Here is a 25,506-nt window from a genome sequence, read left to right on the forward strand (position 1 = left end):
TGACATCCACTGACCAGTTGTCCGGCTGGTAAGAAATGAGGGCTATTATCTCCTCTCAGATCCCGTTTCCCACATCATCGTAATTTTTACGTTCCTTGCTTTGATCTCCGAACCGTAGAACAGGCCTCAAATTTCGGCAATTGTTATGAGGTTCCTGAAATTCTTGAGCCGGTAATACTTCTGGGTTTGAGGTTTCTGCGGAGTGTACTTTGCTTCGGCTGGAGGTGTTACCAGTGGCAAAATGTTTTTATCAGATAGAAACAATTTTCGATTCGTAATGAAGAGGGACATAGAGATTCTGCTGAGAAGAGCGGAGAGCTTCATGACAGACGCCCGATCGGACTATGACAGGGAGGATTTCGATCTTGCCATGTTCCATATAGAGCAGGCCTGCCAGCTCATCATAAAGGCCAAGCTCCTCGATCTCACCGGATACTACGAAAAAACCCACAGTCTCAGGAGACTTCTTGAAGACCTGTCGGAGGTATTCAGGAGAGATGAGCTTAAATCGTTCGTGAGAGAGAATTGGACCACCCTCAGAAATCTGGAGTTTGCGTACATAGCCTCGAGATACCTGCCAGAGGAGTTTATGAGGGAAGAAGCTGAAGAGGCGTTCGATGTTTACGATAAGCTGAGGAATCTGTTATGGAGTTCCTGAAGAGGATATACGAAAAGAGAAGGAGATACTTCGAGAATCTGGATGAATACCTCAACAGCGTGAAAGAAATTGTTTTGAAAGATATTCCCGAATCTGAAATTTACGTCTTCGGGTCTGTTGTCGGGGGTGATTACTCGGTTGGCCTGTCTGACATTGATGTTGCAGTTGTTTCAGACAGCTTTTCTGACAGGGAGAAGAAGTTAGAGATGTTCGGAAAGCTCACGAAGGAGTTTTTCGACTCTCCCTTCGAGTTTCACGTGCTCACAAAGGAGCAGTGGAAGTTTTACAGGAGATTTGTGAAGGAGTTCAGAAAAGTTCTATAGCTGCATACCTTTCCAATCCACCAAGTAGAATTACTCAAATCCTGTTGCCGTTGTGGTTAAAGGCTATGAATGATTTTGTTTCAGCTTTTTCATTTTTTCACGCTCTCTTTTCAGACCGATAATTATGACGGCATCCAGCAAGACCACAAGCCCGGTAAACCAGTTCTCCCCTTCGGCCAAATAGATATACAGCCCCACTGCCGTGACGAATACTGCTGCCGGAACAAACAGGAGGAGGAGCAGTATGAAAGAAATTCTCCTTTTTTCAGCGCTTGAATTGGTAATTTCTAGAGTGTAGCTGCCAAACCTTGCGGAATACCAGAGAATCAGGATGGCGAGAATAAATGGCAGTGTGTATTTTTCTGGATTGCTCAGCTGCTCAACGTAGTTCTGAATCTGCACTCTATCTGCCAGAAGAACTGGATTTCTGGAAATTTCGAGAAGAAATACCCAGCCTGTCAGAATCAGAAGCAGGACGGCTACGACATATCTGTGCAAACCCTCGTGCCTGATCTTAACACCTATCAGCACCCCGCAATTTGGACATTCGATAAAGCGGGCACGTCCGAACAGGGGGACAATCTTCGCCCAGGCGGGCAGGTCTGCCCCGCAGTCTGGACATTTTAGTGTCATTGCAGCATTTTTCTCTTTATCATAATTAAATAATTTTTTGATAATTGGCCATAATAACCAGAAGATGAAAGAGAGTTTATAATCAAACAGCTTTGCAGATTGAGCTGACGGCATGCCGGAACAAGAACATACTGTCAAACTTTCCCAAACGGGAAGGTTAAAATATGCCTCCTTGCCACTTCATGTCATGCGAAGCGACACGGTCAAGAAGGGTGCTGATAGGGTGGCCCACAGAGCGCTTTTACGGGCTTTGGGTCTGACTGATGACGATTTTGACAAACCCTTCATCGGGATAGCCAATGCCTACAATACAGTCGTTCCTGGCCACATGGCCCTTGATAGAATAACGGAGTACGTGAAGCAGGGCGTAATTGCCGCAGGCGGAGTCCCATTCGAGTTCGGAGTGATTGGGGTCTGCGACGGCATAGCAATGGGGCATGTTGGGATGAGCTATGCTCTACCCTCGAGGGAGGTTATAGCAGACTCCATAGAGATCATGGTTGAGGCTCACAGGTTTGACGGTCTTGTTGTTGTGGGCAGTTGCGACAAGATAGTGCCGGGAATGCTCATGGCAATGCTCAGGCTCGACATTCCTGCCATAGCAGTCACAGGAGGCCCAATGATCGCGGAAAAGGTTTACGGCAAGAAGGTTACGATAAAAGACGCCTTCGAGGCTGCAGGCCTCTACAAATCAGGACAGCTCGATGACGAGGGGCTGAAGCTTTACGAGAACTTCTGTGCGCCCTCATGCGGGAGCTGTCAGGGGCTTTACACTGCAAATACCATGCAGATTCTGACCGAGACTCTTGGCCTGAGCCTGCCCTTCACCTCCACATCTCCATGCGGTTCATCGAGAAAACTCAGGATAGCGAAGGAGGCTGGGAAGAGGGTTGTTGAGCTGGTCAGGCAGAACATAAAGCCCTCGGACATCGTGACGGAGAAAAGCTTCGAGAACGCCGTGACGATGGACATGATGATTGGTGGTTCAACAAACACAGTGCTGCATTTGCCCGCCATTGCAAGGGAAGCAGGGATAAAGCTCAGCCTTGACGTGTTCGAGGAGGTAAGCAGAAGGACTCCACATCTGGTCAAGCTCGACCCGGCGAGCAGTGATGTCGTCGTTGATCTTGACGAAAGCGGAGGGGTGCCCATGATCTTCAGGAAAGCCAGACAGTACTTCCACAACGAGCTAACTGTTAGCGGGCTGAGAATTCACGAGATTGCCGAGCTTGCGGTTAGGAGAGGTGTGGACATAATAAGGGAGCCGTCCAGCCCCCACAGCAGCGAAGGTGGAATAGCGATTCTGAAGGGCAACATAGCTGAAAGAGGAGCGGTTGTTAAGGCTGCCGCTGTTGAGGAGGACATGAGGGTATTCGAGGGTGAGGCAAGAGTCTTCGATTCCGAAAAGCTCGCTCTTGATGCGATTCTGGCAGGAGAGATTCAGGAGGGACAGGTTGTTGTAATCAGGTACATGGGTCCGAAGGCGGCGGGAATGCCGGAGATGCTTTTACCCACTGCAGCAATAGCAGGGATGGGGCTGCAGAGGGTTGCGCTGATCACTGACGGCAGATTCAGCGGTGCAACGAGAGGCCCGGCAATAGGCCACATCTCTCCTGAAGCGTTGGCAGGCGGAAACATCGCGCTGATAGAGGATGGAGACATCATTGAGATAAACATCCCAGAAAGGAGGCTGAACGTGAAGCTGAGCGATGACGAGCTTGCGGAGAGAAGGGAGGGGTGGAAGCCAAGGGAGATAGATCACAGAGGCTATCTCGCGAAGTACTCCAAGCTCGTGAGCGGGGCTGATGAAGGGGCTGTGCTCAAATAAACTATTATTTTTTAATAAATTTTTTTAATGAAAACAGTGTAGTGGCAGTATTGCCTTAGATTTGGCCTTCTGCAGTCATTTCTAAAAATTCCTCCGGTCTCAGAATCTTAAATCTGTGTTCTTTGATCTGGAAATCCTTGCTCTCATTTCTCAGATCAAGCAAGTCTTTGTCAAGACTTATCAGAAAATTTGCCTTTGAAGCGTAGACTGCATTCAGGAACTTGTTATCATCTTTATCTCTGCAAAGGTCAAACTGTTCTTCTGGTTCTGTGATTCTGGATATACTCTCCAGAAAAGCGTAAAACTCTAATAAAACTTCTATGCTGTAGAAACCTGTCATCTTGGTTAGGAGAACCCGAAAATACTCATCCATAATTTCACTGCTAACAATGATCTCAAGCCTGCCATTGGCAAGGAGTGAAATGAGCTTGTAAGAACCACCTCTCTTCGATAACAGTGCTGCAGCAATGACTGATGTATCAATTACAACCTTTTCCACTCTTCTCTGACCTCCTTTACGATCCTGACAACATCTTCATCCGATAAAAGCTTGGCTTCGTACTTTTTCCTGAGTTCGCCGATCTTATCAACAATTTTTTTTCCTTCGATTTTTTTTATTACGAGGTAATCTCCAATCTTCCAGACAATTACCTTCTCATTTGGATCTATAATCTTCCGAGCTTCCACTACCTGAGCTTCCATACGAAAATGTAGCCTTTAAAGTTAATAAAGATATCCTAATCGTGCTCTGATCCTGTAACAGTGACTGGAATCCTCACCATTAACTTCTTTATCAGGGAAGCTCTCAATTACTGGGAGAATAAACCTAAATTCGTTGTTTATGGTTATCCTTACCAGATGTTTGGATGACTTCATTCTTGTGGGACGTGAAGCAGTGGAGCACGAAATTGCATGATGAGATTGCCGTGTCTGGTGGATAGTACCGTGGTGCGGCTTCAAGAGCTTATTATGCAATGTTTCATGCCGCAAAGGCAATGCTCCTTACGAGAGACATCTCTCCTAGGAGACATGCTGGCGTTTTGAGGATGCCCGGTATCGAATTTGTCAATAAGGACAATCTTGAGGAAACCCATGCTGAAGCGTACAAACTTGCATTTGACATCAGAATGGACGCAGATTATGAAGGTGGACTTAAGTTGAGCAAAGAGATGGCTGAACAGGTGGTGCATGACGCTGAAGAATTCCAGTAAAAAGTGAAAACCGTGTTTAGCAGATTATCGGTGGATGGGCTCCAGTTAACACCCCGGCTCTTTCGCTATGACTTGCATTGCATAACAGCATGATTTTTATTTGTGCCGGACAAATAATGTTCATGACACTCATTGACACCCACATCCATTCCGAGGGGAGGAGTGTTGAGGATTTAAGGCACATGGCTGAAAACGGAATCAAGAAGGCGATAACCTGCGCCTTCTACCCGATAAGGCCGGGCTTTCCCGAAACCCTGATTGACCTTGCGAGAAAGCTGACAGAGTTCGAGCCTGAGAGGGGAAGGAAGGCCGGAATGGAGATTCATTCTGCGATTGGAATCCATCCGAGGTGTATTCCGCCAGACTGGCAGAGAGTTCTGGATTTCATCGAGAGCTATTCGGGATATGTTGCCATTGGAGAGGTGGGGCTTGAGGACGGCAGTGATGAGGAGAGGGAGGTTCTGAAGGCCCAGCTACAGCTTGCGAAGAAACTTGACATTCCGGCAATAATCCACACTCCCAGAAAGAACAAGGAGGCGATTCTCGAGAAGACCCTCGAAATCCTTGATGCTGTGTCATTCCCTGAAGAGCTTGCTCTGATAGATCACAACTCCGTCGGGACTGTGAGGGTTGTGCTTGAAAAGGGGTATTGGGCCGGAATAACCGTGCAGCCCGGAAAGCTGAGTGTTGGAGAAGCAGTAATGATAATCGAGGAGTTTGGAGATGATAGGCTCATAGCCAACAGCGACACTGGTTTCAGCGAGTCTGACATGCTTGCGGTGAGAAAACTCCACGATGCATGCGGAAACGAGAGGGTTGTGAGGAAGAATGCGGAAAGGTTTTTCAAGATTTGAGGGAGAACGAGCTCCAGAGCTTCGTCAACAGTAATGTAGAGTCCTTTCTCAAATTTGTTAATTGATTCTCTAAGTTTTTTGTCTCCAGTTACTAAGGTAATTTTTGGGGTATTCCTCACGCAGAATCAGAATATGTTCGAATATGTTTTTCCCTTATATCTCAGAGCTGAAAACAGGACATTGGTGTCAATTACAAGTCTAAACTCTCCCGAATTTTCTTTCAATCAGCTCACTTGAAACCTTCTTCCCCTCTTCCTCGAATTTTTCAAGGTCGATTCCTTTCTCTTCAAGCATCCTTTCGATATCAGCTTTCATCATCATCCTGATTGCCTCTCTGACAAGTTCGCTCCTGCTTTTGTAGTATCCACTTTTGACCTTCCTTTCGACGTATTCGAGGAGTTCGGGAGTGAGTTCGACACTTATGTTCATGCCTGTTAGTATGCTAATAGGAGTTTAAAACAGTTTTCCGAATCTGTCGTAATGTGTCTTTTCCTAAAATTATTTCCTGCCATCGAACCATCCCCAGCAGTAAACCTAACACAATTGTAGTGGGCAACTTTTTCGGTTTTTAAAGGTGGTTTTACCCTATTATAATGTGCCAAAAGAGGAGTTAGAATCACACGCTCCAGAGAGTTGGCAAAAGAGAATGATTTTATAGCAGAACCTGAGTTTTCCAGAACAAAACTGCTTGCGGGATGGAAGAACAATGGCCGTAGAAAAGAAAATTGCCAGAGGCTTTGGGCTTGAAAGACCTGAGGACTGGATGAAACATGCAAATCCGTGGAGTGTGATTACGAGGTTTATAACCCTGCCTCTTCTCGTGCTTGCAGTCTGGTCGAGGGTGTGGGTTGGCTGGTATTCGCTGGTTTTTGTGGTATTGGTTGTTGTATGGTCTCTAATCAATCCAACTCTTTTTCCAAAACAGACGGAAATCAGCAGCTGGTGGTCGAAGTGCGTGATTGGTGAGTACCTCTGGGCCAACAGGGACAGGTATCCAGTTGCCGAACATCATTACGGGGTCATCAGAATACAGACTCTTTTGCAGGCTGCTGGTGGCGTCGTTCTCGTGGCCGGAATGTTTCTGCTGGACGTGTGGATCACAATTGCCGGAGCTGTTTGGATTTACCTCAGCAAATTGTGGTTTCTGGACAGGATGGTGTGGATATACGAGGAGCTGAAAGATTGCGTCACTGAGCTGGAAAGAGACCGATAAAAACTTATTTAAGGTGATAAGGAGTTCCGGAGAAGTCAATTTAGGTAGCATACAGTTTAACAAAACATAGTGGTGGAAATTAATTGGTTAGCTTCCCAAATTGAAAATATTACTTTTGAATCCAAAACCATTTTATATTCCAGAAATTTAATACCAGTAACTATGTCGCAGGCATTCAGAGCGGTAAAGTTTGATTATGACCAAATAAATGAATGGAAATACTACTTTTCATCCATCAAAGATCTAGCAAAAAGTTGCAGAAAAATAGGGGAATTTTGGAGAGAACTGAAAAGAAAATGTGATGGCATATCATTTAAAGAATTGCAAGAAGATTGGGACTACAGCAGCGTTCTGCTTGGTGGTGTTTCAGCAGATGGCATATACAAGGAGAGGAGTTTAGCCAAAGTTTACTGCGAGCTTTTTGGTTTCAAACCAGAAAACGTTCGTGATTTGATCGAGAAGTTGAAAGAAGAATTACCGCCAACAACAAAAGTTCTTGTAGAGGAAACGAAATTCATCTCGTTTGTGATGGATATATCAAGCAAAGTAGAAACTATTCTCGAGCAGGCTAAAGAAAATGACTTGATATCGGACTGGGAAGCAGAGATAAAGTTAGAATATAACTATTATGAAATTCTTTCAGATTATAAAAAGCTGACGGAGATGTTATCAGATTTTATTCGAAGGTTGAAGGATATTCTCCCCAACTACAACCAGAGGTCTCTATTCATCTGGACGCTCGACAGGCTGACTTATCGATACATGACTGCTGCATATCCCAAATTAAAAGCAAGAGAGGCTTTAGATATGATAAAAGACATCTTCGGGCTAGATGTTATTTTTTCACCGGAAATTGAGGGTGCCACTGAAGAAGTTAGAAAAAAGAAAGAGCAATACGAAGTTTACTCGTTTTTGGAGGGTTCGCTGGGTAGAAACTTGATTGAACTGTACAAGACGATTTGGGATGCTTTTAACGATGGTTTCAGAAAGAGTTTGACACTGGTTTTCCCAGAAGTCCCGAACCTCAAAGAGGAGTTCTACGAAATGGCAGCTCAGGCACTCAAGAGTATAGGCTGGAAGTTCCCAAGCTATACATGGGAAAATGAATTTGGGCACACTACTACTCACACAATATGTCGAGATAGGTATAAGTATCGAATTTCTGGAATACTGCTAACCTCGTATAACTATTGGACAACCAAAAAATACTGGTCAACTGAGCATAAATGCAATATTCCATTGCTTCAGCTTTTAGACGATATATCTCCAGCACTGTTCCTTCTAAGCGACATGTTATTCAAATTAAAGTTTGAAGGAGATATTCTTGAAATTGAGCCCACTACAAGAGCTTATGAGTGGATTCACCAGAGGTGAAATCGATGACTGAAGAGGGACTTAAAAAAATTTATCAGAGGGTAAACGTTACAAGATCTCTTGAAAGTGAGAGGAAACTTAAAAAACCAAAATTACGACTCCGAGTGAAGGAAGGTAAAAATGTCGAAAAGGTTAAAGAAGTCTTAAAAGATGGGTTACTCATACCTCAAGTATTGTATAAATCACCTATCTCGGAAACACCGGTTGAGTTAAAGTCAAGCGTAGAAGTTGGAAAGGACTTGTTGAAAATCCCACAATTGAACTGTAAGCATCACTTTTATGAGAGACATCACGACTTAGACACAAAAACATTTATCGCGCCGAGAGCAGGGATAATACTTGTTCCAAACATGAAAACGGGAAATGTTACAGAACTGACTTGCTACGAACTCAACGCGTCTTTAGAAAGAGTATCATATAAAAAATCGATTAAAATCCCCCAGATATATATTAAAATTGCAAGGACTCCAATTCTTTATGAAAAGTTTTTAGATAAACCACCCATAGTGGGCAACGAGGGTCATAAGTTCATAAAGGGACAAGCTGTAACTGAGGATGGAGTGAAAAAGATAGAAAATAGATTCAAGCAAGAATTGACTGAAAAAGATGAAGAGACCAGACTTGGACTATGTGAGGACATATTAGAGGAGATTTTACCGACACGAAAAGGTGATTGGAGGATAATTAGTTTACAACGCCCTTTCTGCTTAATTGTGGCTGGTGAACATGCAGACGGACTGGAGATGGTTGAGTACTTAGTGTCCACGAAATACACTTACCAAGGTCAATACAAGTTTGCTAAGGGTTTACCTTGGCAAAGAGATGTTTTAGTAGAAGTTGCTGAGTGGATGAAGAGAAAAACGGGCGTTAGACACATTCCTGCCAGAAAAATAAGTAAAAAGGAAGATCCATATTCGTCGATAATTTCTGAAGATCTGATAGTGCTGGTTTCAGCCAACGAAAATGATAAGGTAGAGATTGTGAGAGGGCTCAGAGAGATCTCAAAGAGAGGGTCGAAATGTATCATACTGTACGTTTCAAACATAAAACCCTTCGAGGACTTAGATAGGAGAGTGCTCGATGTTGACATTGCTATAGTCTCTCTTCCAGAACGTAGCGAGAAAATTCGAAAGTTAGTTGGGAAGTTGTTGGGTGTAGACCTTTTAGCAATTGGGGAGCCTGAGTGGGAGAGCATAGATGAGTTGTGGGCTGTAGCTGTTAGACTTTATGAGGAGGAACTAAAAAGACTCGATAAAGAGCTTCCTGAAGATGTAGAATACTTTCCAGATAGGGAATCCCGGTTTCACTACTTAATGAAGAGAATTACGTATTCATACCTCAAGAAGAAGGGTTACAAAGATATCAGGGTAGAACAACAGATTCCCTTAATAGATGAAAATGGGTTTGTTGGTTACGTTATACCGGACATAGTAGCTGATGAGGAATACTGGGAAGTAGAGACCGGCTATCCTTCCAGTGATGAAAAAGAACTAATCATAGAGCACTGGAGTCCGCATGCAAGACTTGTATGGAAGTTATCCAAATATAAAGACAATCCAAGTAAAATAAGGGTCGTCTTTCCTGCAATTTATGCATACTTGTTTTACGATGAAATACGAAAAATTAAAGCGTACTTCGAAAAGAGGGGATATGACATTAAATTCTACACAATCTACTTACGTGGAAAAGGAGAATTGCGGAGATTTGCATGATGTTTAGATTCTTATCTTAATACGGACTAAAATTTAACGTATTTTCCTGCACACGTATACTCTTCTGGTAAGGCTCTTGTGCAGCCTCTGGTAAAGCTTGTACTCGATCTCAAAATGCTTTTTAACAAGAGCATCGACATCCAGATTTGTTAAAAAAACCGCTCTGCTGTTCCCTTTCAGCACTCTCTCAAACTCTGCAAAAGCGCTGCTGTAAAGCTCGTGAATCTCACCGAGGCTCTTTGTGGACTGCAGGTAGGGGAAGTCGGTGACTATGCCGTCGACGCTCTCTTCTCTGAGACCCATGCTCTTCACGTCACCGATTATTACGTTCTTTGGAATCCCGTAGTACTGCAGGTTAACTCCGCAGCCCTCCGCTATAACTCTGTAGGCCTCGATTCCTATGAACTCCAAACCCATAAGGCCTGCCTCAACCAGAATCGTGCCCGTGCCGCACATGGGATCGAGCACCACGCCCTCCTTAATTCCCGCGATGTTGACGAGACTCCTCGCAATCCTTGGCAGAATCGCTCCGGGCCTGAAGAACGGCTTCAGGTCAGGCCTTCTCAGCAGAAACTGCTTCCTGTCAGTCTCGTGCAGAAGAACTCCGGTGTGAATTCTCCCAGAGAAGTAAACCTTTATGACATGGTCTGGCTTTGAAACGCTTATCTTTGCTCCCCTCCTCCAGAGAACTGCCCCGAGTTCTCTCTCGAGCCTGAGGGAGTCCACCTTTCTCTTACCGATGTTCCTGACCCTCACGCAGATCTTTCCATCAGGAATTTTAATGCTCTCAAAGCGCCCTTTCAGCTCTTCGAGACTCGTGCATGAGAATAGATGCTCGCTCACCTCGTGGATGAGTCCGAACCTGTTGAAGTATCCGGAGATTTCTTCGGAACATTCTCCGACCACAATCTGGTTGTCTGTGCTTTCAGTGTGGCCATCAAAAACGTTCAGGAACGTCTCGGCTTCTATTCTGGCAAGCTCCTCGAACTCTCCGCTCAGGTAGAATATCAGCCTCATCCTCGCATTTCCTTTATTTTTTCCGCGAGCCTGATCATCAGTTCGGTTTTTTTCAGTTTCTTCTCGACTCTGATCCTTCCCCCCTCTTCCCACCAGCACCGGGGATACTTTTTCTGCTCCACATCATAGCTGAGGCCGAGAGCTTCGCATGCTCTTGCAAGCTCGTCCAGCTTCACGTTGGGGACAGCAAACCTTCTGGGGATTTTTCTCCCCTCGTTCCTGCTCTTCTTTTTGTCAATGTTGACAGTCCAGATTACGTAACTACTTCCTCCTTCTTGCAAGCTCATCGTAAACTTCCTCCAGACTTATTTCCAGTTTTGACAGCAGAACGAGGAGGTGGTAAAGCAAATCCGCCACCTCGTAAACAATCTCTTCTTTTTTCCCGTCCTTTACAGCCAGGATCACCTCTGTCGTCTCCTCTCCGAGCTTCTCAAGTATTCCGTTTACTCCCTTTTCACCGTAGAGGAGCCTTGAAGTGTACGAGCCCTCAACCGGGTTTCTCTTCCTGTCCTCTATGATCTCGTAAAGCTCTTCCAGCATGGCAATCACTTTGAGTTCTTGAACGTTATCTCGACAAGGGGGTGGGGAACATCTTCGATAATCTCGATGTCCCTGATGGATTTAATCTTTTTCTTCCTGACGAGCTTTTCCATGCCAAGCTCCACATTTTCGGGAACTTCGAGAATGTATGCATCGAGTCTGTCCATGCCGATCTTTTTGGCTGCAACCGCTCTGTGGTGTCCATCAACCAGAAAGAGCTTGCCACCCTTTTTTATTACCACAACTGGCTCAGCCAGACCTCTCCTCAGCTCGTATATTCGGCCCCTCAGTTCGTCTGCGTAAATCTTGGTCTGGGTGGGAATCAGCCTGTCCACCTCAACTTCTCCGTTGTAAACCTTTACCTCTGTGCCGTGAACCTTTTCTATCGTCTCCTTCAGCTTCGACACCTTTGTCGGATCGGCTCTCTCAATCTGACTGCGGATTATGTCTGTGTTTGTGATTATGCCCTTTATTCTGCCCTCGTCATCGACAACAGGTAACTTGGAGTGTCCCGTTCTAAACATGACTCTCGCGGCATCCTTCAGGTCCATGTACTCTCTTGCCACATAAAGGGATCTGGTCATCACGTCCTTTATCTTTGCGTTCAAGTCCTTCCTGAGCAGGTCCATCGAGGAGATGTATCCCACAAGCTTGCCGTTCTCGTCGACAACGGGAAAACCGTCATGACCGGTCTTTTCTATTATATCTATTGCCTCCTCAACAGTATTGTCGGGTCTGAGCGTGATAACGTTTCTCGTCATGTATTCTGCCACTTTCTGCTTCACAGGTGGTATAAAAAATAGGAGATATATTTAGTTTCTCATGTCAGGAAATCGTGGTGATGTCCGATGCGATCACCGTAGCTGGACTTATTCTGGAGAAACCGTCCAGAAACTCGTTCACCTCTGGAGTATCCATACTTTCCAGGTCTTTCAGGAAGCGATATGAAACAGACTGGTAGAGCAGCTCCACTTTTACCTCAAATGGGCCCTTGTATCCAGCAACATTGATTATGTAACTGACCGTATCTTCTCCGCCTGTGAAATCGGAATCTTCTGATGCCTTGCCCTTAACAGCTATATCCGGAATGGCTTTTGCGACATCGAACCCCTTGGGAGGGATGCGGTTGTCCTTGATGTAGTCTGCGGCCCTGAGAAGAGTAGATGTTACCTTTCCATTGACATCGACCATCACGGCTTCGTAAATCTGAACGTCATCCTCGCTGGTTATGATGTCGTGATGGGGTTCGTAGGGTTCACTTTCTCCGGCAATCCTGCTACCCTCCAGCTTGCCCGACTCGAAAATGATATTGCCCTCTCCATCGGTTACGACCAGGTGGATCCACGCCCTTCTTGATGGAAAACCTGTTGGGAACTTGTGGCCGGCACCGTTTTCCACCTTTACATCGACCTTAAGCTCGTCCCCGTCTCTGCTGGCAGAAACTATCTTCACGTTTATGTGTGACCTGAGCATCTCTCCGGCTTTATCTGCACCATTCTGTGCCCCGAGCATATCGAGCATCTGGACATTCGCTCCGGCAAACACATGCCTGAAAAATGGACTCCGTTCGGGCAGGTTTGGAGGCATGGATGAAATCCTTACACCATCAGTCTGAGGCATGTGGCACTTCTGACATGGAGTGTCCGGGCTGTATTTGCTGTTCAGCCATTCCAGATATGGCGTCTGTTCGGGAAACTCTCCGGCAACCTTTCCATCATCGTCAAGGAATGGAGTGTACAGCGTGTGGCACGTGGCACATAACTCGGCCTTTTCAATGTGTCTGCCAAGCTGTGGTATGTATCCTACGCTGTTTATCATTGGCCTCACCCTTACCGGGTCGAAGGGTCCGAAGATGATTCTGTCCGGCTTTCTGGTCTTCGTGTCTATCTTATACTTTCCGCTGAAGCTCTCCTTCTCTCCGAAATTGTCCGGGAGTATCTGGTGGCACAGTGTGCACGAAACCCCTTCGATGGCGAGGGAGTGCATTCTGCTGTCTGCATTCAGGAACGACTTCACATTCACTTCAATTCCATCCGCATGTGCCTGAACGCTGGCCATTGGCATGTGGCATCTGGCGCATTTCTCGTTGATCACTTCGGCGAGCTCCGGGAACTTTGCAAGCTCGGAACTAACCTTGGCCCTCCAGTATGGGTCCTTTGACGCAAATGACATCATGCTCTGACCCCATTCTCGCAGAATGGACACGTCTGTACCGTTCCGATCTCTCAGATCACTGTGGCAGAAACACGATGCTGACTGTGCAAAAAGTTCGATTTTCTCCGCTTTCACTGCCTCTGTCGGGGTCTTTTCTGGAGCTGTTTTTGTTTTTTCGGGCTCCGCAGACTTTTCTGCTGGTTGCTGGCAGCCGGAAATGAAAATTGCAAGAGCAATAAGAACGGCGAAGACCAGAAGTTTCTTCATGTTAAATAATTTTTTCAAAAGAGATATTTAAGATTTCTTGAATTGTTCCTTTCCTTTTCAGGACGCCTGCCGGGTGCACTTTCACCGCTGTCCATGAACATTTTTCAGGAATTCAATCACAGCGCTGTTGAACTCATCAGGATTTTCCAGCATTGCGAGATGAGCGGCATTGCTTATCCTTCTTGCAGTCGAGCCAGGTACAAGTCTGGCTATTGCCTCGCCGAATGCAGGTGGTGTTGTAACGTCATGCTCTGCTGTTATTACAAGCACCGGAACGCGTATGTTGGGCAGCAGGCTTTCATAATCTGCCTTCGCAAGCTCTGATGTTGCGGCGGTGTATGCATCCTTGTTGTTTTTCCTTATGATTGTCTCAACGAGCTCTCTAAGCTCTTCTCTTTTCTGGTAGAGCGATATTTCGGATATGAATCTGGCAATCTGGGTCATGTCCGGGCTTGCTTCGAGGATTTTCAGCCTCTGCTCAAACTCCTTTCTCACCTGTTCAGGGAGTTTGTGGAATGTGTTTGCGAGGATGAGCGATTTCACCCTCTCTGGATACTTCCTGTAGAATTCCATGCACACTATGCCCCCCATTGAATGACCGAGAATTGTGGCCCTCTCAATGCCGAGGTGGTCCATCAGGTGGTGAATATCGTCTGCAAAATCCTCGATTGAAATCCTCTCCGGCACGTCAGACATCCCGAAACCCCTGAGGTCGAGTGCGATGACTCTGAATTCTCTGGCGAAATCCTCGAGCTGAGCAGTCCAGGCCTCGATGCATCCTCCGAGACCATGAACGAGAATCAGTGGCTCACCTACTCCAGATTCAAAGTATCTCAGTTTGAGCCCATCCGAGTCGAAGAACCCAAATATCATGATTATTTGTTGTAGTATGCCACATTTAAATTTTCGGTAATGGACAGGTTGAGGGAACATGGACAAAAAACATTATATTTCAGATGCATTAGATTGGGAGGGTGATAAGGTGGATGCTTTTCCTGATAAGTTCAAATGCGTTGTGACAAACTGGGAATACATGGACGGGCTCTGCAGGAGGGTGGCAGAGCAGATAAGAGAGGATGGTTTTGAACCAGAAATCATTGTTGCGCTCGCAAGGGGTGGATGGTTTGCAGGCAGAGTTCTGTGCGATTTGCTCGGCCTTGATGACCTGACAAGCCTGAAAATTGAGCATTATGTCGGCACTGCAAAGCAGAGTGGAGAGGTGAAGATAAAGTACCCTCTGCCTGAGGACAGCGTTAAGGGCAAGAAGGTGCTGATAGTTGATGACATAGCCGACACAGGAAAGAGCCTTATGAGGGCCAAGGAGCACGTCGAGGAGAACGGAGCAAGTGAGGTCAAGACCGCAACCCTTCAGCTCCTCTACACGTCCCGCTTCACCCCCGACTACTTCGGCGAGTACATGGAGGAGTGGGCGTGGGTTATCTTCCCCTGGAACTTCGTCGAGGATATGATTGAGCTCACGACAAGACTGCTCGCAAGGGATAGGGATAAGCTCTGGGGAGAATGGGATATAAAATGGGGCCTGCACGAGTACCATCAGATTGATCCGATTTATCTTGAAATTGCCCAGCCCAGAAGATTCTTTGAGGTCATGGATGAAATGGAGAGACGGGGAATTGTCGAGAGGGTGGTTAAGGACGACAAGACCTTCTGGAGGCTGAAAGAATGAATGCCGAGATCGCCATAATCGGTGGTACTGGAGTGTATGACAGCGATGCGTTCGAAAATGTTCAGGAGGTCGAGATTGAAACTCCATTTGGAAAACCATCGGATAAGATCCTGATCGGAGATTTCGAAGGCAGGAAAGTTGCTTTTCTTCCAAGGCACGGAAGGGGACACGTTTATTCTCCCACCAACCTGCCATACAGGGCCAACATCTACGCCCTCAAAAAGCTGGGCGTCAGCAGGATCATAAGCATCGCAGCAGTGGGCTCGCTGAAAAAAGAGGTAAAGCCGCTTGACATAGTGATTCCAGATCAGATTTTCGACAGAACGAAGCACAGAAAGGACACCTTTTTTGAGGATGTTGTTGTGCATGTTGGCATGGCTGAACCGTTCTGCAGTGAGATGCGGGATGTGGCGATAAGAACTCTTGATGAACTCGGGCTTTCGTACCATCCAAACGGAACCTATGTATGCATTGAAGGTCCTCAGTTTTCCACCAAGGCTGAATCGAACGTTTACAGGCAGCTTGGTTTTGATATCATTGGCATGACTGCTCTGCCAGAGGCTAAGCTTGCGAGGGAGGCTGAGATGTGCTATCTGACAATAGCGACGGTCACAGACTACGACGTCTGGAAAGATGAGCCGGTTGATGTCAAAACTGTACTGGAGAATGCTGCAAAGAATGAAGAAAACGTGAAAAAAATCCTCAGAAAGCTCATACCGGCCATTCCTGACAGGAGAGAATGCGAGTGCGGAGATGCTCTGAAATTTGCGATAACCACGAGTCCCGATAAAATTACGGATGAGGCGAAAGAAAAATTAGGAATTTTCCTGGACAAATACCTCTAATTCTCTCAGCAAAGCCCTGTTTTCTTCTCTTTTTTTGACAGCAATTCTGAAGTGGCGGTTGTTGAGCCACTTAAAGTCGCTGCACGTCCTTATCAGAATGTTTTTTCGCTCCAGGAACCTGAAAACGTCTTCAGCCTGAAATTCACCTTCGCACAGCAGGAAATTGGCTTTTCCCCGGCACTCAAAACCAAGTTTTTTAAGGTTGCGTACCAGATGATTTCTTTCCGTTTTTATTCTTGCTCTCACATACCTTGAAAACGCTCCCAGTCTTGGCAGGTATTTTTCGGCCACGAATTTTGCAACCCCGTTAACGCTCCACGGTATCCTTGTATCGTGAAACTTTTCTGCATACTCCTCAGGAAAGCATCCGTACCCGAACCTCAATCCCGGAATGCCGAGAATTTTCGTGAGAGATCGAATCTGGAACGCATCAACATCATGGGTCTTTACAAAGTCTATGAATGCCTGATCGACCATCAGCTTAACGTTCTTTCTTTCACAGGTCTCGGATATTTCCTCCATCACGGCTTTTCTGAAAAACTCTCCGGTGGGATTGTTCGGGTTGCAGATCACGATTCCCTCAGGTTTTCTGCTCTCGATGAATTCCAGAATCTTTTCAACGCTCCACGGAACATCGTGAACCCTGAGTCCGTAGATTTTCGCAAACCTCTCGTATTCGGTGAATGTTGGCTGGACTATCGCCACGCCCTTCCTCAGCGTCCTGAAGAAGAATTCGATAAGCTCGATTGAGCCATTTCCGAAAACGATATTTTTTGAGTCCCATCCCGTGGAGCCAGAGATGACCTCAACCAGAGACCTGTAGCTGTTCTGAGGATAGTAGTAGGCACTTTCAATGGCCTCAGTGAGAGTTTCGTGCAGATCTCCCGGTCTGAACGGATTGATGTTTGAGGCGAAGTCCAGCGGTTTCAACCCCTTTTTCAGGTAACTTTCGTAGTAATCTCCGTGCACAGACTTCCTATGGCGAGTGTGTGATAAGCTTTTTCAAATGTGTGGATGCTGTCCGGCTGCAGTAACAAAGCCGCTTTTTGCAATATCTGGCCACACCATTTCATGGTGGTCTGGACTGGAAAACAACTTCAACTTCGAGTTTCTCATTGACCCACAATCCCGCTATTCTCGCATTTTCGAAATGCTTTCTCAGCTTTTCAACAGCAGTTTTTAGCTGTTCAATCTGCCTCCCTTTTTCTACCGGGTTTCCGGCACAGTCGTGATGCGCCACAACTGCGATCGAACTGGATCCGTGTTTTTCAACGGAGATTTTTATTTTTTCGATGAGTTTTTTGAGACTTTTTTCATCCTCAAATAGCTTCACGATTCCCGGTTCGGTGATCATGTCAGCAAAATCCACTTCAAAGTTTTCCTTCATCCACTCTATAACCGGAATCTGCGCTCTTCCATCGATACAGTTCACGGCACAGCCAAATTTCATGTTCGGGCTCTGTTAATTGCCAATTTAAATCTTGCCTCGTCACGGGTTCCAGCAGGCACCGCAATGCTTAAATTCAATTTATTGGACAGTGGATTGCTGCCGCCGTAGCTCAGCTGGTCAGAGCGGGTGACTTGTAATCACCAGGCCGCGGGTTCGAATCCCGCCGGCGGCTCTCTGGATTTTTTCAGATGAGGGTATTGGCGGCTCCCTATTTCTGATTGGGTCAATTTAGAACCATTTAAATACTTGTTACATGAATGAGTTCGTAAGAGACGTCTGACATACAGGTGAAAGCATGGAGAAATGGGTTTACGAGCTCATCATTGAAAAAATCCCACCATTCTCTCTCATAAGTGATAGAAATGTGGTGCTCGTGCAGCTCCTCTTAATGCTTGCCGCAGGTATTCTCATAGCAATACTGGCAAAATTGCCGCTGGTCTCTCTGCTGATGGGATCTCTGGCGATCCTGGTTGTTGTTGTCTGGAGCAGACTGACCCTTATCGTTGCACCGTCGATAAGGTCTTTCAGACCGTCAATGAGTGAGGCAGAGAATGTTGTGATTGAGGAGTACAAACAGCTGCTTTTCAGCAGAAGGAGACCTGAGCTTTTCACGGGCATACTGATCTTTATTCCTTTTCTTTACAGGATTTTCACCCATAAAGCATTACTTGAATTCTATCACCTTGAAAACTGGATTGTGATACTATTCGCCCTTATTCTTGCGTGGGATGTGGTTTACCGCGCAGGAATTGGTATATGGGTTTTTTCTTTGAGCCTTTTCAGGTCATACAGGCTCTTCAAACTCTCAAAAAGGAGGAAGGAGCTTGAACACGTCCTTCTCTATGATCTGAAAGCAATGGAGAGTATTGACAGGAGGGGAATTGCCTACGCATTCACGTCTCTCATGCTCTATCCTGTCCTCTCTCCGGACAAACTTCTGGCTTCTGCCGTTCTGGCTTACTTTCTGGTGATTTTCCTGCTCTCATCTGCTTCGGTCTGGCTCATCAGGATGGTTCCGTGGCTTCCTCCGGACATAATGAAGCTGCTGGAAGAGGCAAAATTTGCGTATGTGGGGCATAATGGAGATTACTACCCGCATGTCACTCCTGTTGTGCAGGTCTTCGATGGCAGAAGCATATACTTTTTCACCTCGAGGAAAAGCAAGAAACTTCGCCTGATTGAGAAAGACAATACCATCACGGTGGTTGTCGACGTCAGGGATTCGAGAGACTTTTTCAATAACAGGGCCGTGATGATATCGGGGAAAGCAAAACCGTACTATATCTGGAGGGCTTTATTCAACCTTCCAAAAATTTTAAAGCTTTTCTATTTAACGAGGAAGAAGTACTCGGTGTATCTCTCAAAATACAGGGAAAGCTACAGTGAACTTCCTGAAGCCTGGAAGCTTACGCCTTTCCTCACCAGAATCCCTATTGAGGTCGAGCCTGAGAGGGTTATTTACTGGAGAGGTGCCAGAAAAATAAGGATTGGGTTGTGATAACATGATCCCGTATGAGGTAAGGTCTCTGCTTAACACAACGTACTTTGGATATCTCTGCACGAGGGCAACATATCCCCACATAACTCCTGTTTTCTTTGTGTACGATCAGAGGGATGGCGTGTATTTCATGTCGACTTTTGGATCAAGAAAAATCAGAAATATTGCCAGTGATCGGCGTGTCTCTCTCGTAATTGATGTAAGGGATGAAAATGATCCCTTTAACAATGAGGGGGTCATGATCTCCGGCATCGCAAGACTCTATCTGCCGGATCAGTTCAAATCTCAGGATTATGGTTCTTTGATAACTGTCTACAATCTTTTTAGAGAGAAGTATGCTGAGTTTGTTGAACCGGTTCATGGAGATGATGACGTTCTGGTTAGGATAGAAATGAAGAGACTGAGCTACTGGAAGGGACCACGGTTTATGAACATCAGACTTCACGACTGATCCGAATCCCTGGATCAGTAGGATCTCCAGATTTCTCTGACGATTCCCATGTGACGTTGCTTACCTTTCAGTATTGTTTCAAGACAAGAGGTCACTCTTTCTGCAACAGAGCCATTTATTGTGCCCTCAGCCACTGCGTGCTCAACATCTTCCAGGAGATAGGTGTGGAAATCCCGGAGTACCAGCACCACTTTTCTCAAAATTGCGGCTTTTTCAGCGTAAAGCATGTCTTCAAATTCATACTGCTTGAATTTTACAGGCTCAGCTTCTTCGCCGCCTTTTATTGTTCTGAGACACTCCATAAGCCTGACTTTGTGGTATTCGGAGTCCCTCAAAAGCTCATATAGCTTTTTTCTCCCGCTTTCATCGTCTTCTGCCACGAACAGCTTTAACAGTATGTTTATGTTTGCCTCTTCCATGCTTATGGCTTTCTCAAGCAGGCGGATCAGCACCTCTTCATTTATGACGGTGCTATCTTCTCTGGACATAACAAAATTAACTGTCCTTACCAAAATATTTATCTTTTTCCCTGCTATTTTTTAATCTCTCTACTGTGGTTTTTTATCAGTGCGTTTCTGGCAGGCTGTGCGGTGTTTCACAATGTGCGAGCATTTGCTTTCCTGTCGTCCAGGCTCTGGAGATGTCTTACACCTGCGTGATCTGGAGCGGAAACATTAGGGCTGTCATTTGTTGTTGGAGGTCGAATGCTGTTTTCTGTGGGAGAATGCCTTTTTAGTGCCATATCCGGTTCTGGCACATGGCCAACATAGTTTTTAGATTGTTATAATGGCTAAGCTTAATGAAATTCAGAAACACAAATCATATAAACACTTCTTTTTAAGCTATTATTTGTGTCTGCTATGATGTCGGAAAAAATGGTCTTGGTGTGCCTTGTCCTCGTCATCCCCTCTGTGCTCAGCCCGGGGTGTGCTTCCTCTGATCTGCACAGTTCGGTGGGTGGTGGGGAGGCTCTGATACCCATGCCTCCAGAGGTAAAGGAGAGATACGAATTTCCGACAGAGGTGAGTGAAATCGAGTCGCTAACAGCCGATCTGAATGCAGGGGTGAGTTCGCATGACCCTGTTGTGATGTCTCTTGCACGGCGGATCGTTCAGGATGCTGGGGAAGGAGGTCAGGACATGATGGCTGTGCAGGCCATTTACTCTTACGTGGCATCCAACTGGACGTACGTGGAGGAATCCGAGAACTTTGGTCGGGTATCGTCTGCACCGGAAATTATTGAAAGGGGGCTTAGAGGCGGATCGCTCGACTACTCTGTGGTTATGGCATCTCTGCTTGAGGCTGCGGGATTCAGAACAAGGATTGTATTTGGGTGTGATGTGAATGATGGAATCTGCAGAGCCTGTCCGGAGGTGTTTGTAGGAACTGAAGAGGAGGCGAAGCAAATCCTTGCGGGGTTATCGGAAACCTTTCAGGACAGAATATACTATACGCATGATTCAAAAGGTGGCTACTGGCTCAGTCTGGACCTGGGATGTGAACACATCGGAGGAAAGCCATCGTTTGAAAGAGTGTATCTGATTATTTATCCGGCAGAAAAGAGATGGGAGATTGTGACAGGATAGAGTATGCTGATTGTGTTTTTTGTTCGTGAAGAACAATTGACCGGGTGAAATCATGATTGAATTCACCACTCATGCCGGAGAAAGGATGGAAAAGGCAGGTGGGTGAAGGTATGAAGGTCAGGTGTGACCCTGAGGCTGACATCTTTTGCATTTCAATAAAGGATGAAGAAGTCATGGACATGGATGAGATAGGCGAAGATGTGTTTGTTGAGCTGAATGAAAAAGGAGAAATCATATGGTATTGAGATCTGGGATGGGAGGCCAGAAAGTCTGTTGTTCCTGAGATACTGAGGTTTATCAAATCTGCAGGGCAGGTTGGTTAGCTCATCACAGCTGCATGTTTGTAATAGCGCTGAACAGGCTGGTTTTGAGAAATGGGATTTGTGGTCCCACAGATTTTCGGACGTGGTTATGTGATAAACTGAACCAGAATAACAACTGCCGAGGGGGGGATTTGAACCCCCGACCTCCTGATTATGAGTCAGGCGCCCCGCCAGCTAGGCTACCTCGGCCTGTGAACCTGCATTTGGGAAAGGATTATTAAAATTTTTGGCGGGTTAAATCATAGATATGAAGTTTTCAAGAACCTTCAGACCATTTTTACCGCTTTTTTCGGGATGGAACTGGAGGCCTATGAAATTGCCCTTTGCCACTGCCGAAGGAAATTTTATACCATATTCTGTCCAGGCTATTACGTTTTCCGCCTTTGTTTTGAAATAGTACGAGTGGACGAAGTAAAAGTAGCGGCTCTCTATTCCCTCAAAGATCGGATGGTCCCCGGGTTCTATCTCATTCCACCCCATGTGGGGTATTTTTCCTGAATCCTTCGGGAACCTGACAACCCTGCCTTCAATCACGTCAAGCCCCCTGTGCAGCCCGCCCTCCTCGCTGTAGGTGGCAAAAAGCTGCATTCCGAGGCAGATCCCTAGGACAGGAACCTTGGAGTCCTTGATGTGGTCAGAGATGTTCTGCAGGTTATTGATGGCGGTCTCAAAAGCCCCAACACCGGGAAGTACGACCGCATCAGCGGATTCGATTTCCTCAAGTTCGGAGGTAATCTTCACAACAGCACCTGCTTTTTCAAGAGCCTTACTGATACTTCTCAGATTGCCTGCGCCGTAATTTATTATTGCAATCACAATTTTAATGGGTTTTTTCAGGCTTTAAATATTTCTCAGTGAAAACTCGTAAGAGATAAATATCTGTATGCACAACAGGTGATGGAATGATCTCTCTCGACGATGAGATTTCAGGCAGTATTGAATCCGAGGTAAATAAAGTCTGCTGCAGAGTCTTCGAAAAGTACAGCATTGATCAGCTCATGGAGATGGTCAGGGGCCGCGAAAACGTCTATCTTCTGCTTCACAGAGATGATAGAGAGTTCGTTGATATTTATGTCAGCAACAATGGGGTAGATTCCTCAGAATTTATTGCCGTGCCGGTACCAAAGAGATTCGCAGTTCTGGAGCCGGATAAAAATTATTTTGAAATAACTCTAAAGGCAAATATTGCTCTTGCACTGAGGGGAGAGAGGGACTTTCACCTCTGATCTATTTTGAAGGCAGTTATGAGGCCCGAAACGGCTCCTATCACCACTGCGAAAAATATACTCAGTGCGAACAGCTGACCCGTCTGTGTGGCTTTTTCGAAAATGCCTTCAGAGGATAGGTAAGCAACGAAAGCCAGCCATACGAGCAATCCGCCAAATGCTCCATACAGTACCTTGGACTTTATTGAATTTCCGTAGAGTGACAGTCCTGCTCCGGCGATAACTATCCCGATCCAGTGGAATGCCGAGATCATAACACCGATAATAAATATTGGAAATCCGAGGTTCATTCTCCCACCTCCATCTCTATGTATCTGCACTCCTTCCACATTTCAAGCAGGTCGTGGTAGTGCTTGGAGAAGTAGTTTCCAGAATTTCCACCCGGAATGATCCCATACATTATGCCCTTAGCATCGTCGAACGTTGTGATCATTCTCCAGCTGCTTCCTGCCTGGTCTGGCCTGTAATCGTATCTGAAATTGTAAACGGTGTATTTTGAGCCGTTCATTTCCATAATTGGATAGTTCATGAAAGCAACCTTCGGATAGAATGGGTGAACGGCTATGAATCTGTTTATGTCGCCGTATCTTGTCCATCCCTTCTCCTCGATTTTCTCGGCAACTTTGTCCATGGCTCTTGCAATAATGTCGTATCTGTTCTCGGTCTTTTCAGTGTTTATGTCGTCAAACCATTTGCTGTTTTCAGGCAGGTTTTGCAGAACCCACAGTTTGGGATAGTAGCTTTCGTCAAGCCCTGCCGAGCTGAATTCGTCGTGGAAGGTCTCGTTCATGAATTCATCTATGAAAAGCGAGAATATCAGTGCCGCTTTGGAGTCATACGTCATCCTGTAATCCCAGTTGAGCAGTTCTTCTGCATATTCTTTTGCTCTATCTGAGAACGGAATTCTGTCAAAGTTTTTCCTGATGTCGTTCACGAAGAACTCTGCGGGCTTGGAATAGACGTCTTTCTGCATGTCGATGAAGTCTTGGACTGTGAGCTTCCTTCCGTCTTTCGTCTTCTCTTTAAGCATCTCATAAATTCTCATCCCTCTGTATGGGTCTGCAAAATACCCGCTATCTCCTATGTAATGTTTGAAGTTCAGGACGGGTCTCTGGTTTGCTGTGGCAACGTAATCCGGGTCTATGAGGTGCGGGATCTCTTCAAATGGTACAAACCCCTCCCAGCTTGAGATTCCGTATGGTGTAAATCCCACCCATTCGCCTTCACCTCTGCTTCCGTTGAAAATAACATTTCCTGGAACTTCTTTTCCGTCTGTGTATCTGATCGGGTACTTTCCTGCCGGATAGTATGCAGTATGGCCTTCCCTGTCGATTATCACAAAATTCTGGGCTGGAACGTAAAACCATTTCAGCGCATCTATTGCTTCCTGAACGTTTCTGGCTTTATTCAGCTTGAAGATTGCTCTGAGTTCTGTGGTTGCGCTCAGTCCTGTCCATGCCACCGCAACTTTGGTACCGTATTTTTCGATCAGTGGTCCGTGGACGGTTTTTTCAACCACGATCTTTTTCTCCTTGATGCCTTCGTCTGTTAGCATCTTCAGGGTTTTTACTTCCTTACTGACTTCTCTCCATTCTCCCTTGTAGAGGTATTTATCCCCATCAAACTTGTAGGTGTAGAAGTCAATAACGTCAGCACCCACATTCGTAACGCCCCATGATATGTACTTGTTCTGTCCAATGACTATTACCGGGATTCCGGGGAAAGTGACACCCTGGACTTCGAAGTCGCCAGCTTTCAGGTGCATCATGTACCACACAGGCGGAACACGCAGCGACAGGTGGGGGTCGTTGGAGAGCATGGGCTTCCCGTTCTTCGTGTATTTGCCGGAGACAAGCCAGTTGTTTGAACCCGCCGAATCGTCTTTTTCGAAGTTGCTGAGCCAGTCAACGAGACTTTTGTTTATGTTTGGTATATCGCTGTATATTATCTGGTAGGTGTGGTTGAGGTAGTCTGGATAAAGTTCTTCAGCATCAGGGAGGTTTTTGAGGATCACTGCTCTTTTCAGGTCCCAGAAATCTCCTGTTAAACCCCATGCTATCAGCTTGTTTACGAGAAATGTATCTACTGGGGTCCATGGCTTTGGAGTATATCCGAGGAGCTTGAATTCTGGCTGGAGTTCCCCATCTTCAATGTATTTGTTCACACCGTCACAGTAGGCCTGCAGAAGTGGAGCGTATTCGCTATTTTTGAAGTATTCCCAGGTTGCCCTGGCCGCACCCTCGAAGTCCATTTTGATGTAAAATTCGTCAGTTTCGTTTAAAGACTCTCCAAAAACCTCCGAAAGCTGGCCTTTCATCAGTCTACGCTGTAAATCCATCTGAAAGAGCCTATCCTTGGCCTGAGCATATCCTGTAGCATAAAAAAGGCTTTCAAGGTTATCGGCTGTAATGTGAGGCACACCATACTCATCGTATTCGATTACTGCTTTGCCATACGGGGTTGAGAGTTCTATTTTATCGACCTCGTGGAACTTCCAGAACTGTCCAAATGGCGCAAAAAGATTCATGTAATCGTACATTGGTGAGATCAGTATCAGCAAAATCGCTACAGATAGAAGGGAGAAAAATTCTCCTCTTCTGAGGGGTCGCAGTCTCATAGTATGTAATTTAAATGCCAAATAAATATATTTTTCGGA

The 25,506-nt window shown here is 45.9% G+C and carries 31 protein-coding genes and 2 tRNA genes; 16 read left to right on the forward strand and 17 right to left on the reverse strand.

Annotation, left to right across the window (positions count from 1 at the left end):
• The first annotated feature begins 277 nt into the window (after positions 1–277).
• Positions 278–658 carry a HEPN domain-containing protein gene (locus LPQ35_RS07685; protein WP_193808450.1) on the forward strand — a complete coding sequence of 127 codons (381 nt, stop codon included), beginning with the start codon at positions 278–280 and terminating at the stop codon, positions 656–658.
• The gene (locus LPQ35_RS07690; protein WP_193808451.1) at positions 646–981 is read left to right on the forward strand and encodes a nucleotidyltransferase domain-containing protein; all 336 of its coding nucleotides are present in this window, start codon (positions 646–648) and stop codon (positions 979–981) included. Before LPQ35_RS07685 ends, LPQ35_RS07690 begins: the two co-directional genes overlap by 13 nt.
• Positions 982–1,044: 63 nt before the next feature.
• On the opposite strand, the gene LPQ35_RS07695 is transcribed toward LPQ35_RS07690, so the two are convergent.
• Positions 1,045–1,614, reverse strand: a complete 570-nt coding sequence (locus LPQ35_RS07695) for a hypothetical protein (protein WP_193808452.1) — start codon at positions 1,612–1,614, stop codon at positions 1,045–1,047.
• Between the two features lie 187 nt (positions 1,615–1,801).
• Here LPQ35_RS07695 and ilvD point away from each other — a divergent pair, with 187 nt between their 5' ends.
• Positions 1,802–3,442, forward strand: coding sequence for a dihydroxy-acid dehydratase (ilvD, locus tag LPQ35_RS07700; protein WP_193808453.1), 1,641 nt, complete (start codon positions 1,802–1,804; stop codon positions 3,440–3,442).
• A gap of 55 nt (positions 3,443–3,497) precedes the next feature.
• Here ilvD and LPQ35_RS07705 read toward each other — a convergent pair whose 3' ends face one another.
• Both LPQ35_RS07705 and LPQ35_RS07710 read right to left on the reverse strand, forming a co-directional pair.
• Positions 3,498–3,941: a putative toxin-antitoxin system toxin component, PIN family gene (locus tag LPQ35_RS07705; RefSeq protein WP_193808454.1), complete on the reverse strand. Its 444-nt coding sequence runs from the start codon at positions 3,939–3,941 to the stop codon at positions 3,498–3,500.
• Positions 3,926–4,144 carry a hypothetical protein gene (locus LPQ35_RS07710; RefSeq protein ID WP_193808455.1) on the reverse strand — a complete coding sequence of 73 codons (219 nt, stop codon included), beginning with the start codon at positions 4,142–4,144 and terminating at the stop codon, positions 3,926–3,928. Before LPQ35_RS07710 ends, LPQ35_RS07705 begins: the two co-directional genes overlap by 16 nt.
• Before the next feature lie 272 nt (positions 4,145–4,416).
• Here LPQ35_RS07710 and LPQ35_RS07715 point away from each other — a divergent pair, with 272 nt between their 5' ends.
• Together LPQ35_RS07715 and LPQ35_RS07720 are read left to right on the forward strand one after the other, a co-directional pair.
• Positions 4,417–4,653: a HEPN domain-containing protein gene (locus LPQ35_RS07715; protein WP_193808456.1), complete on the forward strand. Its 237-nt coding sequence runs from the start codon at positions 4,417–4,419 to the stop codon at positions 4,651–4,653.
• A 122-nt stretch (positions 4,654–4,775) separates the two neighbouring features.
• Positions 4,776–5,507: a TatD family hydrolase gene (locus tag LPQ35_RS07720; RefSeq protein WP_193808457.1), complete on the forward strand. Its 732-nt coding sequence runs from the start codon at positions 4,776–4,778 to the stop codon at positions 5,505–5,507.
• Positions 5,508–5,705: 198 nt separating this feature from the next.
• Here the strand turns inward: LPQ35_RS07720 and LPQ35_RS07725 are convergent, their stop codons facing one another.
• A complete protein-coding gene (locus LPQ35_RS07725; RefSeq protein ID WP_203219045.1) occupies positions 5,706–5,936 on the reverse strand; it encodes a ribbon-helix-helix protein, CopG family in 231 nt (76 codons plus the stop codon).
• Positions 5,937–6,213: 277 nt separating this feature from the next.
• Here LPQ35_RS07725 and LPQ35_RS07730 point away from each other — a divergent pair, with 277 nt between their 5' ends.
• The 3 genes from LPQ35_RS07730 to LPQ35_RS07740 all read left to right on the forward strand — a co-directional run bounded on the left by LPQ35_RS07730 (position 6,214) and on the right by LPQ35_RS07740 (position 9,806).
• The gene (locus LPQ35_RS07730) at positions 6,214–6,720 is read left to right on the forward strand and encodes a DUF6653 family protein (protein ID WP_193808458.1); all 507 of its coding nucleotides are present in this window, start codon (positions 6,214–6,216) and stop codon (positions 6,718–6,720) included.
• A 162-nt stretch (positions 6,721–6,882) separates the two neighbouring features.
• On the forward strand, positions 6,883–8,094 hold the full coding sequence (locus tag LPQ35_RS07735; RefSeq protein WP_193808459.1) for a hypothetical protein: 1,212 nt from the start codon (positions 6,883–6,885) through the stop codon (positions 8,092–8,094).
• Between the two features lie 5 nt (positions 8,095–8,099).
• The gene (locus LPQ35_RS07740) at positions 8,100–9,806 is read left to right on the forward strand and encodes a hypothetical protein (protein WP_193808460.1); all 1,707 of its coding nucleotides are present in this window, start codon (positions 8,100–8,102) and stop codon (positions 9,804–9,806) included.
• Positions 9,807–9,839: 33 nt separating this feature from the next.
• On the opposite strand, the gene LPQ35_RS07745 is transcribed toward LPQ35_RS07740, so the two are convergent.
• From LPQ35_RS07745 to LPQ35_RS07770, 6 genes are all read right to left on the reverse strand, one after another.
• Positions 9,840–10,823 carry a DNA methyltransferase gene (locus LPQ35_RS07745; RefSeq protein ID WP_193808461.1) on the reverse strand — a complete coding sequence of 328 codons (984 nt, stop codon included), beginning with the start codon at positions 10,821–10,823 and terminating at the stop codon, positions 9,840–9,842.
• Entirely contained in the window at positions 10,820–11,110 is a 291-nt protein-coding gene (locus LPQ35_RS07750; protein ID WP_193808462.1) for a signal recognition particle subunit SRP19/SEC65 family protein, read from the reverse strand. Before LPQ35_RS07750 ends, LPQ35_RS07745 begins: the two co-directional genes overlap by 4 nt.
• Entirely contained in the window at positions 11,085–11,363 is a 279-nt protein-coding gene (gene hisE / locus LPQ35_RS07755) for a phosphoribosyl-ATP diphosphatase (protein WP_193808463.1), read from the reverse strand. The genes LPQ35_RS07750 and hisE overlap by 26 nt, the downstream gene beginning before the upstream one ends.
• A gap of 5 nt (positions 11,364–11,368) precedes the next feature.
• Positions 11,369–12,148, reverse strand: coding sequence for a CBS domain-containing protein (locus LPQ35_RS07760; RefSeq protein ID WP_193808464.1), 780 nt, complete (start codon positions 12,146–12,148; stop codon positions 11,369–11,371).
• 40 nt (positions 12,149–12,188) lie between these two features.
• Positions 12,189–13,784, reverse strand: a complete 1,596-nt coding sequence (locus LPQ35_RS07765; protein ID WP_193808465.1) for a hypothetical protein — start codon at positions 13,782–13,784, stop codon at positions 12,189–12,191.
• Positions 13,785–13,865: 81 nt separating this feature from the next.
• Positions 13,866–14,657, reverse strand: a complete 792-nt coding sequence (locus tag LPQ35_RS07770) for an alpha/beta fold hydrolase (RefSeq protein WP_346297610.1) — start codon at positions 14,655–14,657, stop codon at positions 13,866–13,868.
• 109 nt (positions 14,658–14,766) lie between these two features.
• Here LPQ35_RS07770 and LPQ35_RS07775 point away from each other — a divergent pair, with 109 nt between their 5' ends.
• Together LPQ35_RS07775 and mtnP are read left to right on the forward strand one after the other, a co-directional pair.
• Entirely contained in the window at positions 14,767–15,471 is a 705-nt protein-coding gene (locus LPQ35_RS07775) for a phosphoribosyltransferase family protein (RefSeq protein ID WP_193808467.1), read from the forward strand.
• On the forward strand, positions 15,468–16,316 hold the full coding sequence (mtnP, locus tag LPQ35_RS07780) for an S-methyl-5'-thioadenosine phosphorylase (protein ID WP_193808468.1): 849 nt from the start codon (positions 15,468–15,470) through the stop codon (positions 16,314–16,316). The genes LPQ35_RS07775 and mtnP overlap by 4 nt, the downstream gene beginning before the upstream one ends.
• On the opposite strand, the gene LPQ35_RS07785 is transcribed toward mtnP, so the two are convergent.
• Together LPQ35_RS07785 and LPQ35_RS07790 are read right to left on the reverse strand one after the other, a co-directional pair.
• Positions 16,287–17,285 (reverse strand): aminotransferase class I/II-fold pyridoxal phosphate-dependent enzyme, encoded by a 999-nt coding sequence (locus tag LPQ35_RS07785; protein ID WP_193808469.1) that lies wholly within the window; start codon positions 17,283–17,285, stop codon positions 16,287–16,289. The two genes, mtnP and LPQ35_RS07785, sit on opposite strands and share 30 nt — an antisense overlap.
• Positions 17,286–17,385: 100 nt before the next feature.
• A complete protein-coding gene (locus LPQ35_RS07790; RefSeq protein WP_193808470.1) occupies positions 17,386–17,766 on the reverse strand; it encodes a carbonic anhydrase in 381 nt (126 codons plus the stop codon).
• 98 nt (positions 17,767–17,864) lie between these two features.
• On the opposite strand from LPQ35_RS07790, the gene LPQ35_RS07795 reads away from it, so the two are divergent.
• The 3 genes from LPQ35_RS07795 to LPQ35_RS07805 all read left to right on the forward strand — a co-directional run bounded on the left by LPQ35_RS07795 (position 17,865) and on the right by LPQ35_RS07805 (position 19,715).
• A tRNA-Thr gene (locus LPQ35_RS07795) sits at positions 17,865–17,938 on the forward strand.
• A gap of 123 nt (positions 17,939–18,061) precedes the next feature.
• A complete protein-coding gene (locus LPQ35_RS07800; RefSeq protein WP_193808471.1) occupies positions 18,062–19,264 on the forward strand; it encodes a DUF7530 family protein in 1,203 nt (400 codons plus the stop codon).
• A gap of 4 nt (positions 19,265–19,268) precedes the next feature.
• On the forward strand, positions 19,269–19,715 hold the full coding sequence (locus LPQ35_RS07805) for a pyridoxamine 5'-phosphate oxidase family protein (RefSeq protein ID WP_193808472.1): 447 nt from the start codon (positions 19,269–19,271) through the stop codon (positions 19,713–19,715).
• A 14-nt stretch (positions 19,716–19,729) separates the two neighbouring features.
• On the opposite strand, the gene LPQ35_RS07810 is transcribed toward LPQ35_RS07805, so the two are convergent.
• Entirely contained in the window at positions 19,730–20,203 is a 474-nt protein-coding gene (locus LPQ35_RS07810) for a hypothetical protein (RefSeq protein ID WP_193808473.1), read from the reverse strand.
• Between the two features lie 372 nt (positions 20,204–20,575).
• On the opposite strand from LPQ35_RS07810, the gene LPQ35_RS07815 reads away from it, so the two are divergent.
• Entirely contained in the window at positions 20,576–21,301 is a 726-nt protein-coding gene (locus LPQ35_RS07815) for a transglutaminase domain-containing protein (protein ID WP_193808474.1), read from the forward strand.
• Positions 21,302–21,411: 110 nt separating this feature from the next.
• The gene (locus tag LPQ35_RS07820; protein WP_193808475.1) at positions 21,412–21,546 is read left to right on the forward strand and encodes a DUF2283 domain-containing protein; all 135 of its coding nucleotides are present in this window, start codon (positions 21,412–21,414) and stop codon (positions 21,544–21,546) included.
• Positions 21,547–21,740: 194 nt separating this feature from the next.
• Here LPQ35_RS07820 and LPQ35_RS07825 read toward each other — a convergent pair.
• A tRNA-Met gene (locus tag LPQ35_RS07825) sits at positions 21,741–21,813 on the reverse strand.
• A 45-nt stretch (positions 21,814–21,858) separates the two neighbouring features.
• Positions 21,859–22,440, reverse strand: coding sequence for an imidazole glycerol phosphate synthase subunit HisH (hisH, locus tag LPQ35_RS07830; RefSeq protein ID WP_193808476.1), 582 nt, complete (start codon positions 22,438–22,440; stop codon positions 21,859–21,861).
• Between the two features lie 86 nt (positions 22,441–22,526).
• Between hisH and LPQ35_RS07835 the strand changes: the two genes are divergently transcribed.
• On the forward strand, positions 22,527–22,850 hold the full coding sequence (locus tag LPQ35_RS07835; RefSeq protein WP_193808477.1) for a hypothetical protein: 324 nt from the start codon (positions 22,527–22,529) through the stop codon (positions 22,848–22,850).
• On the opposite strand, the gene LPQ35_RS07840 is transcribed toward LPQ35_RS07835, so the two are convergent.
• Together LPQ35_RS07840 and LPQ35_RS07845 are read right to left on the reverse strand one after the other, a co-directional pair.
• Positions 22,841–23,140, reverse strand: coding sequence for a hypothetical protein (locus tag LPQ35_RS07840; protein ID WP_193808478.1), 300 nt, complete (start codon positions 23,138–23,140; stop codon positions 22,841–22,843). The two genes, LPQ35_RS07835 and LPQ35_RS07840, sit on opposite strands and share 10 nt — an antisense overlap.
• Positions 23,137–25,467: a penicillin acylase family protein gene (locus tag LPQ35_RS07845; protein ID WP_193808479.1), complete on the reverse strand. Its 2,331-nt coding sequence runs from the start codon at positions 25,465–25,467 to the stop codon at positions 23,137–23,139. The genes LPQ35_RS07840 and LPQ35_RS07845 overlap by 4 nt, the downstream gene beginning before the upstream one ends.
• Positions 25,468–25,506 lie beyond the last annotated feature (39 nt).

The organism is Geoglobus acetivorans, assembly GCF_039641995.1.
GTDB classification, from domain to species: domain Archaea; phylum Halobacteriota; class Archaeoglobi; order Archaeoglobales; family Archaeoglobaceae; genus Geoglobus; species Geoglobus acetivorans.